Consider the following 9,796-nt stretch of genomic DNA (forward strand, 5'->3'; position numbering starts at 1 on the left):
TCGACGCCCTTCGGTTGCCCCGTCGACCCAGAGGTGTAGATCACATAGGCGCGCGAGTCGCTCGGTACCCGCACGGGTGTGAACAGCGTTCCCGAACCGTCCAGCAGCGTACCGAGTTCGATGACGTCGACGTTCAAATCGATCGCCTGCCACAGGTCGTGGCTACCGGTCCCCTCATCGGTCAGGACGATCCGCACCTTGGAATCAGCCACGATGTAGGCGAGACGGCCGATGGGATTCGTCAGGTCCAGAGGGAGATATGCCGCACCGGACTTCATCACACCCAGAATCGCCACGACCAGATCGACGGAGCGGCTCGTCGCCACTCCCACCAGGTCACCCGGCTGCACGCGACGTGCCACCAATGCTGCTGCCACCGCATCGGACCGCGTGTCGAGATCGGCGTACGAGAGCGAGCCGCCGAGGGCGGATACGGCGACCGAGTTCCGATGTCGCGATACCGAATCAGCGAACAGGTCGACAAGCGAGCGCCCTGCATTCACCGTCTCGGTAATCGGTGCAGGGAGAGCGTTGAGCGCCTCGCTCTCACGGGCCTGGAGCAGGACGACGTCACCGACCGGCAGTGCCGGATCGGCGGTCAGACCATTCAGCAGCCGCACGAACCGCCGCATCATCGCTGCCGCCGTCGGCTCGTCGAACAGGTCGGTCGCGAAAATGGCCTTGCCGATCCACGCCTCTCCGGCAGCCGCCGGCCAGAGCGTCACCGACAGATCGAACTGCGCGGGCATCTCAGCTGGTTCGACGGGCGTGATCTCCACGCCGCCGGCCGACGTCTGCACATCAACCACCGACGAAGCGGGGTTGAAGTTGAGCACGACTTGCGCCAGCGGCGAGAATGCCTCGGAGCGAACGGGGTCAAGGGCCTCGACAACTGTCTCGAAAGGTACATCGCCGTGGGCCAGCGCATCCAGATCCGTGCCTCGCACCTGCGCGAGCAGATCCGCGAACGACATCGCTGGATCGACCTGCGTCCGAAGGACCATCGTGTTGACGAACATTCCCACGAGCGGATCCAGGATCGCCTGACCACGACCCGCCGTCGGTGTGGCGACGGCGATGTCGCCGGTGGCCGACAGACGCGCCAGCAAGACCGCTAGTGCTGCATGGACAACCATGAACGGGGTCGTCTCCGCCGCTCTGGCAATCGCCCCGATCCGGTCACCCAGAGCGGCCGGTACCTCAAAGCTGACCGTGCCGCCACGATGTGACGCCACCGGCGGCCGCGGCCGATCCGAAGGCAACTCCAACACGTCCGGAAGACCGGCCAACTGCGCACGCCAGTAGCCGAGCTGACGGCCGATCACCGAGTCAGGCTCGTCGGCAGAACCCAGTGCTTCGTGCTGCCACACCGCGAAATCAGCGACCTGCACGGCCAGCGGAGCGAAGTCTGGTGTGCGGCCTTCCGCCCGCGCCGTGTATGCCGTCACCACATCGGTGACCAAGGGCAGCATCGATTCGCCGTCGGAGGCGATGTGGTGCATCACGACCGCGAAGAGGCACTCGTTCTCACCGGCGGCGAACAACACCGCACGTACGGGCCACTTCGTCGCAACGTCGAAACCGGCCGAGACCGCGGCTTCGAACTCGGCGAGCGAGCCGGCCTGAACCCACTGCAGTTCGTCTTCCACCTCGATCACCGGCGAAATCACCTGCACCGGTGTGCCGTCGACACTGGGAAACACCGTTCGGAGCACCTCGTGACGTGCGATGACGTCCGCCATCGCGGTACGCAACGCGGTCGCGTCGAGGTCACCGGTCAAGCGCAAGACCACCGGAATGTTGTAGGTGGCGTCACCGGGATCGAACTGGTTGATGAACCACATCCGCTGCTGAGCGAACGTGAGTGGAATCGTGTCGGGCCGCGGGTCCGCGGCCGTGATCGGCGGCAGCGCCGCGCGCTTGCCCCGCGTCGCCGCCGCCAGCCGCCGCACGCTGGGAGCATCGAAGAGATCCCGTACCGACAACTCAACACCCAGCAACCCGGCGACTCGGGCCACCAGACGCATGGCCGACAATGAGTCTCCGCCCGCGTCGAAGAAGGACTCGGTCACCGAAACCCGCTCGATTCCGAGGACGTCTGCGAACACGGCAGCCACAGCGGATTCGACGTCGTCCGCCGGCTCGACGTACTCGCCGAGCGAGCCGAATTCGGGTTCTGGAAGGGCTTGCCTGTCGATCTTTCCGGCCGCGTTCAGCGCGATGTGATCGACGAGGTTCCAGACGGTCGGCACCATATAGCTGGGAAGTGCGTCAATCGCGGCCGCCTTCAGTGCGTCGACGTCGACGTCACCGGGTGCGACATAGGCGACCAGGTGTTCACTACCACCCGGTGCCGTGGCGACAAGGGTGGCGACGCGCTCGACGCCGACAACCGTGCCGAGGACTGTGTCAATCTCCCCGAGCTCGACGCGCAGGCCGCGGAGCTTGATCTGGAAGTCGGTTCGCCCGAGGTAATACAACTCACCGTCACCGTCCCAATGGACGAGGTCTCCGGTGCGGTACAGACGCGAGCCTTCCGGCCCGAACGGGTCTGCGACGAATCGACCGGCGGTGATACCGCGCATCCCGGCGTAGCCGCGGCCCACACCGACGCCACCAACGTAGAGCTCGCCGGGAACCCCAGCCGGCACCAGCGCCAGCCGGTCGTCGAGGACGAACAGCTCGATACCGGGAATGGCGCGACCGATCGGGACCGGCGCCGTTTCGTCAGCGCTCAACTCGTGGAAGGCCACCACATCGGAGGCTTCGGTCGGCCCGTAGCTGTTGAATACCCGCAGGCCACGATCGATCAGCGGCTTCACCAAGGCGAGCTTGATCACTTCGCCGCCGAGGAAAAGGTAGCGGAGTGCGTCCAGCGCGTCGCTGCGCTCCGCATGCAGGAGGGACTCGAATGCCGATGGCGCGATATTCATCACCGCTACCTGCCCCGCGTCTACCGCACGCAGGATCTGCTCGGGATCGAAAACCGGGTCTGCCAGGTGGAGCACGCCGCCCGTAGAGAGGGCAGCCCAGACATTCTTCTGCGTGAGATCGAAGGTCGGCGACGACGCGACGATGATCGACTCGCCGGCCGACAGGCCCAGTTCACGCCGGTACCAGTGCACCGTGTTTTCGATACCGGCGATCGGCACCAGGGTCGGCTTCGGCCGTCCGGTAGATCCGGAGGTGGTGATCACGTAGCCCAGCTCGGAACCCGTGAGGGTCCGTTGTTCCGGTGCGCTGATCGACTCGTCACTCATTTCATCGGCGATCGCGACCACCGGGACTGACCCGGTCGCTGCGATGTTCCGGGGCTCGTGCAGCCACTCTGGCAGGGCGACGACCGCAGCCGCAGCCACGTCCTCGATCAATGCCTCGAGACGTCCCCCTGGCCCGGCGGGATCCACCGGCGCGTAGGCGGCACCGACCTGCCAGGCCGCCACCATGCCGACCACCCAGTGCACCGAGCGATCGAGGACGAGCACAACGACCGAGTCGGGCCCGACGCCCAGTCTTGTCAGACGGTCAGCGAGCACCCCGGCGCGACCGAGGATTTCGCGGTAGGTGAACTCCCGATCTCCGGCCACCACCGCAATGGACTCCGGATCCGCAAGCCCGCGCGCGAACGCCTCGTCGATCAGACGCTCCGAAATGTCCGGGGCTGGTACACCGGCGGAGGCCTCTGCCAGAGCCGCACGCTCGGCCGTACCCAAGATCGGCGCGTCGCCGACCGGCAGCGCGGGGTCGTCCACCAGGTGCCGAAAGACTCTGGTGAGACGCTCGGTGAGCAGGTCGATGGTGGCCTCATCGAAGAGATCCGTCGCGTAGTTGACACTGACGGACCAGTCCCGGCCCTCCGGGGCCGAGTGCACGCGGAAGGTCAGATCGAGCTGGGCCGGGTCCGTCTCCGGTACCACCGGCTCGATTTCCAGTCCGCCGATCGAGATCCCGTCCTGGATCGCCGCTGCTCCCGGATCGAACGACAACATGACCTGCGTCAGCGGAGCGAATGCCTGCGAACGGACCGGGTCCACCGCGTTGACCACGGCCTCGAACGGCACGTCCGCATGGCTGAACGCTTCCAGGTCGACTGTGCGAACCGCCGCCAGGAAGTCGGCGAAGCTGGTTCCCGGATCCACCTCGGTGCGCAGTACGAGGGTGTTGACGAACATCCCCACCAACGGGTCCAGGACCGCCTGACCGCGACCGGCGACCGGAGTGCCGATCAGGATGTCCGTGGTCGCCGACATCCGCGCCAGCAGTACTGCGAGGGCAGCGTGCACCACCATGAAGGGCGTCACGCCGGCCTCGCGGGCCAGCAGCTGGATGCCGTCACCGATGTCGGCCGGCAACGGGAATTCAACCGTCGCACCCTGACCCGTCGCGATGTCCGGGCGTTGGCGGTCGGTCGGCAGCTCGAGGACATCCGGCAGCCCGGCCAGATGATCAGCCCAGTACGCCAGCTGCCGACCTGCGACCGATTCGGCGTCGTCGGGTGAGCCGAGTACCCGATGCTGCCAGAGCGCGAAGTCCGCGAACTGGACCTCCAGCGGCAGCAGCGTCGGTTCTGCGCCGACCACCTCGGCCGCGTACGCGGCCACCAGGCTCTCGACCAACGGCCCCGTCGACTCGCCGTCGAATGCGATGTGATGGATTACCACGGCTAGCAGATGCACGTCCGGTGCCATCTCCCAGATGCACACCCGGATCGGCAGGTCCGATCGGACATCGAAGCCGTCGATCACCGCCGCACGCAACTGATCGTCCGCCTGGGCGACTCGCCAGTCCACCTTCCGCACGGCCTCGGACAGTTCGAGGATCGACTGGTAGGGCCGACCTTCGACGGCCGGATACACCGTTCGCAGAATCTCGTGCCGACCGAGGACCACGTCCAACGCCGACCTCATCGCCCCGAGGTCGAGGCCACCCGTGACCTTCAGCACCAGGGGGACGTTGTAGGTGGGGAGCTCGGGCTCGAGCTGATTGATGAACCACATCCGCTGCTGAGCGAACGAGAGCGGAACCAGTTCAGGCCGGTCGACCACACGGGTGATCGGCGGCAGTGCCGGGGAGCGGCCGTCGATCACGGTAAGCAGTGCACGGACACTCGGTGCGTCGAACACATCGCGTACCGAGAGTTGGACGTCGAAGACCTCCGACGCCCGCGCGACCAGACGCATGGCCGCAAGCGAGTTGCCACCCAGGTCGAAGAACGATTCGGTGACGCTCACCCGGTCGACGCCGAGCAGATCGGCGAACACTGCGGCGAGCGCGGCCTCGTCCTCGGTAGCCGCTGGGACGAACTCCGCGGCTTCGAAGACCGGGTCGGGCAGGGAACGGCGGTCCACCTTGCCGGCGGAGTTGAGTGGCATCTCCTCGAGCAGAACCCACGCCGTGGGCACCATGTACTCGGGCAAACGTTCGGCGACCATCTCCTCGGCTTGCGTCACGTCGACCGAAGCCGGGGAGACGTAGCCGACCAGGCGGTCCCCCGCCGGTCCGGCGACCACTCGCGCAGCCGCCAGGACGACGCCTGGCGCACCCGCGATTGCGGCCTCGACCTCACCGAGTTCCAAACGCTGACCACGCAGTTTCACCTGGAAGTCCGTGCGGCCCAGGTACTCGAGGTCACCGGTGGTGCCGCGGCGGACGAGGTCCCCCGTCCGGTACATTCGGGCGCCGGTGCCACCGAACGGGTCGGCGACAAAGCGCTCAGCAGTGAGATCCGGCTGCGAGGCGTAGCCGCGCGCGGACTGCACGCCACCGAGATAGAGCTCGCCCGCCACACCGTCGGGCACCGGATGCAAGCGATCGTCCAACACCAGTGCCGTCGTGTTCCGCATCGGGCGACCGATCGGCACGACGTTGTCGACCTCGATCAATTCCGCCGACATCGTGTAGACGGCAGCCTCGGTGGGACCGAAGAGGTTGAACGTCGTCGCCTGCGGCACACGGTCTGCGAACTCCTGCGCCACCGCCGGCGGCAGTGCTTCGCCGCCGGAGAACAGAACCCGTAGCATCGGCAGCAGCGGCTCGTCGTGGACCACGTCCAGGAAGGCCGACAGCAGCGAAGGCACGAACTGGACCACCGATACCCCGGTGCGATCCATGATGTCGGCCAGGTAGCGGGGGTCGCGGTGCCCCTGGCGATCGGCGATCACCATCGTCTGACCGGCGACCATCGGCCAGAAGAGTTCCAGGACCGAAGCGTCGAAGGTGTGCGGCGTCTTGAACAGCAGCCTCTGGTCGCCGACCGGCACGAGCTCGTCGAACCAGGTGACGAAGTTCCGCACGGCCCGGTGCGACACGGTCACGCCCTTCGGCACACCCGTCGATCCGGATGTGAACAACGTGTAGGCGGCATCCTCGGGATGCAATGGTGCGAGCCGTTCGGCGGCACTGAACGGTTCGGTGCGGCTGTCGATGTCCGCAGTGCAATCCACCTCGATCCGGGGCACATTCAGTGCCGCAGCGTACTCCGACACTTCGTCGCCGGCTCGTACGACCAGGGCCTCAACGCCCGCGGTAGTTGCGATGTAGGTCGCGCGGTCGATGTTCGCCGCGGGGTCGATCGGCACGTACTGGCCGCCGGCCGCCATGATCGCGTGCACGGCGACCACCAATTCGGGCGTCCGGTCCATCACGACAGCGACCGCTGAATTCGGGCGTACTCCCAAGTCGATCAGGCGACGGGCCAGATCCGCGACACGCGCACCGAACTCTGCGTAGCTGTACTCACGATCGGCAGCGATGAGCGCCACCGTATCGGGAGTGCGCGCGACAGTCGCCAGCACTGCATCGGCGATCGTCTCGTCCAGAACCGGAGCGAGCGGACCGACCGACTCCGCGAGGATCTCCTCGGCTTCGGCGACCCGCATCAATGGGACGTCACCCACCGGCGTCGCAGGTGTCGCCGAGACCGTTAGGAGCACCCCGATCAGTCGTTCGGCCAGGGTCGCGATCGAGGATCGATCGAAAAGGTCGGTCGCGAAGGTGACGATGGCAGACCAGCCGTCTCCCGCCGTGCTGATGGTCAGATTCAGGTCCATCTGGGCGGGAGCTTCAGTGACGTCGAGCGGCAGGACCTGCAGGCCTCCGACGGTGACGGCATCGGTCGGCACCACGCCGGGATCCACTGAGAGGATAACCTGGACGATCGGGGAGAACGCCTCGGAGCGGACCGGATTGAGCGCGTCGACCACCGCTTCGAACGGCACCTGCGATTGATCGAACGCAGCAAGGTCGCGCGAACGGACGTCGGCGAGAAGCGATTCGAACGACGTCGAGGGGTCCACCTCGGTCCGCAGAGCGAGCGTGTTGACGAACATGCCGACCATCGGGTCCAGTTCGCTCTGACCGCGACCTCCGATCGGCGTACCGATCACGATGTCATCCGAGCCGGCCAGCCGCGCCAGGAGGAGCGCGAAGGCGGCGTGGAGAACCATGAAGCGGGTTGCGCCGTACCGCGCAGCGACCTCGTCGACCGCCCGGGCGACCTCGGCCGGAATCTCGAAACGGTACAGTTCGCCCCGATTGCTGGCCGTCAGCGGCCGGGGCCGGTCCGACGGCAACTCGAGCACGTCGGGCACACCCTCGAGCGACTCGATCCAGAAGGCGAGCTCGCGGCCGAGGACCGACGATGCGTCACCCGGGTCGCCGAGGACGTTGCGCTGCCAGATCGCGTAATCAGCGAACTGCACGGGAAGCGGCGCGAAGCGCGGCGGCCGCCCTTCGGCGCGTGCGGCGTAGGCACTGATCAGGTCGCCGGCCAGCGGCGCGAATGACTGCCCGTCGAAAGCGATGTGGTGCACGGCGATCGCGAGGATCGCCCTGTTGGTCCCGGCATGCAGAAGTCGAATCCGGATTGGCCACTCTTCGGTGACGTCGAAGCCGCGACGAAGTCCCTCAGCGAGAAGGTCCTCGGAATCGACGACCCGCCAGTCGATGCGCTCGGCGATGTCTGCCGGTGTCGCCACCACCTGGTAGGGATTGCCGTCGATGCTCGGGAAGGTCGTGCGGAGGATCTCGTGCCTTGTCACCAGGTCGATCGCCGCAGCACGCAAAGCCGACTCGTCGATCTCTCCGACCAACTGCAGGAGGGTCGGAATGTTGTAGGTACCGAGCGTCGGATCCATGCGGTTGATGAACCACATCCGCTGCTGAGCAAACGACAACGGCACCCGATCCGGGCGTGGCTCGACCGCGACCACCGGAGGCAACGCCGCGGATTTGCCGACTGAGGCCGCAGCCAATTCCCGCACCGTGGGCGCATCGAACAAGTCCCGCACGTTCAACTCGACCCCGAGAGCCTCACCGGCCCGGGCCACCAAACGCATCGCCGACAACGAGTTACCACCGGCATCGAAGAACGACTCGACCACCGACACCCGCTCCACACCGAGCACACCGGCGAACACGGCGGCCAGTTGTTCCTCGGCCTCACCGTCGGGGGCCACATACTCGGCCTCCAACGCCCCGAACTCCGGCGCCGGCAACGCCTTACGATCCAGCTTGCCGGCGGTGTTGAGTTTGATGTCATCGACGATCGTCCACACCGCCGGCACCATGTACCCCGGCAACGCCGCCGCGGCAGCGGCCTTGACCGCCTCCAGATCCAGTGTTTCTCCCGGACCGGCAGCCACATAGCCGACCAGATGCTCCCCACCATCGGGAGACTCGGCCACCGTCACCGCGGTATGCACCACACCCGGCGCACCGGCCAACACCGCCTCGATCTCCCCCAACTCGATCCGCTGACCACGCAACTTCACCTGGAAATCCGTGCGCCCCAGATACTCCAACGCGCCATCAGCCAGACGCCGCACCAGATCACCCGTCCGATACAAACGGGCCCCGGGTTCCCCGTACGGATCGGCCACGAACCGCTCCGCAGTCAACTCCGGCCGCGAAGCATAGCCGCGCGCCAACTGGATACCACCCAGATACAACTCACCCGGCACACCCACAGGTACCCGCTGCAAACGGCTATCGAGGACCACCGCCGAGGAGTTCCACACCGGCACACCGATCGGCACCGTCAGATCGGCAGCCGATACCGCACCGATGGCCTGATAGGTGATCTCCACCGCCGCCTCGGTCGGACCGTACAAGTTGTAGAACAACGCCTCCGGCCAGATATCGCGGGTCGGGGCCGCCAACGCCGGCGGCAACGCCTCACCGGTGGCCGACACGATCCGCACCGACGTCAACGCCTCCAACTGTGCACGCGGCACCACATCCAAGAACGCCGACAGAATCGACGGCACGAAATGCACCATCGTCGCCTGAGTACGCGCGATCTCGCCGGCCACATACAACGGCTCCAGATGCCCGTCCTGCTTGAGCACCACCAACCCCGCACCCACCATCAACGGGGCGAACAACTCCGGTACCGAACAGTCGAACGTGTACGGCGTCTTCTGCACCACCACATCGCTACCGTCGATCGGCAACTCCGCCAGACCCCACCACAACCGGTTCAGCACCGCCTCATGCGTCAACGTCACCCCCTTGGGCATACCCGTCGACCCCGACGTGAACAGCGTGTACACCGCCGAATCACCGGTTAGAACTCCCAGACGATCCGCCCCGGTGACCGGCTTGGCCTGCGGCACATCTACCTGCACCGGACCGGACGCATCCACCACAACCACCAGCACACCCCCAGCGCGGGCCGCCGCCAACGCCGACTGCGCCACCGGCTGATCAGAAACCAGCAGCAACTGCGCCCCAGCCGTGGCCAGCATGTACTCCACCCGATCGACAGGAGTCCCCAAATCGATCGGCACATACTGCC

1 protein-coding gene (running past one end of the window) is annotated in these 9,796 nt (G+C 66.4%); it reads right to left on the minus strand.

Features of this window, described 5'->3' with window-relative positions; all coding sequences use genetic code 11:
* The coding region annotated (locus GOHSU_RS03125; protein WP_005936715.1) for a non-ribosomal peptide synthetase crosses the window boundary (this coding region is incomplete at its 5' end): on the minus strand, nucleotides 1–9,796 show 9,796 of its 35,489 nt. Its footprint begins 25,693 nt before the window's first position.

This window comes from Gordonia hirsuta DSM 44140 = NBRC 16056, assembly GCF_000333015.1.
GTDB lineage: Bacteria > Actinomycetota > Actinomycetes > Mycobacteriales > Mycobacteriaceae > Gordonia > Gordonia hirsuta.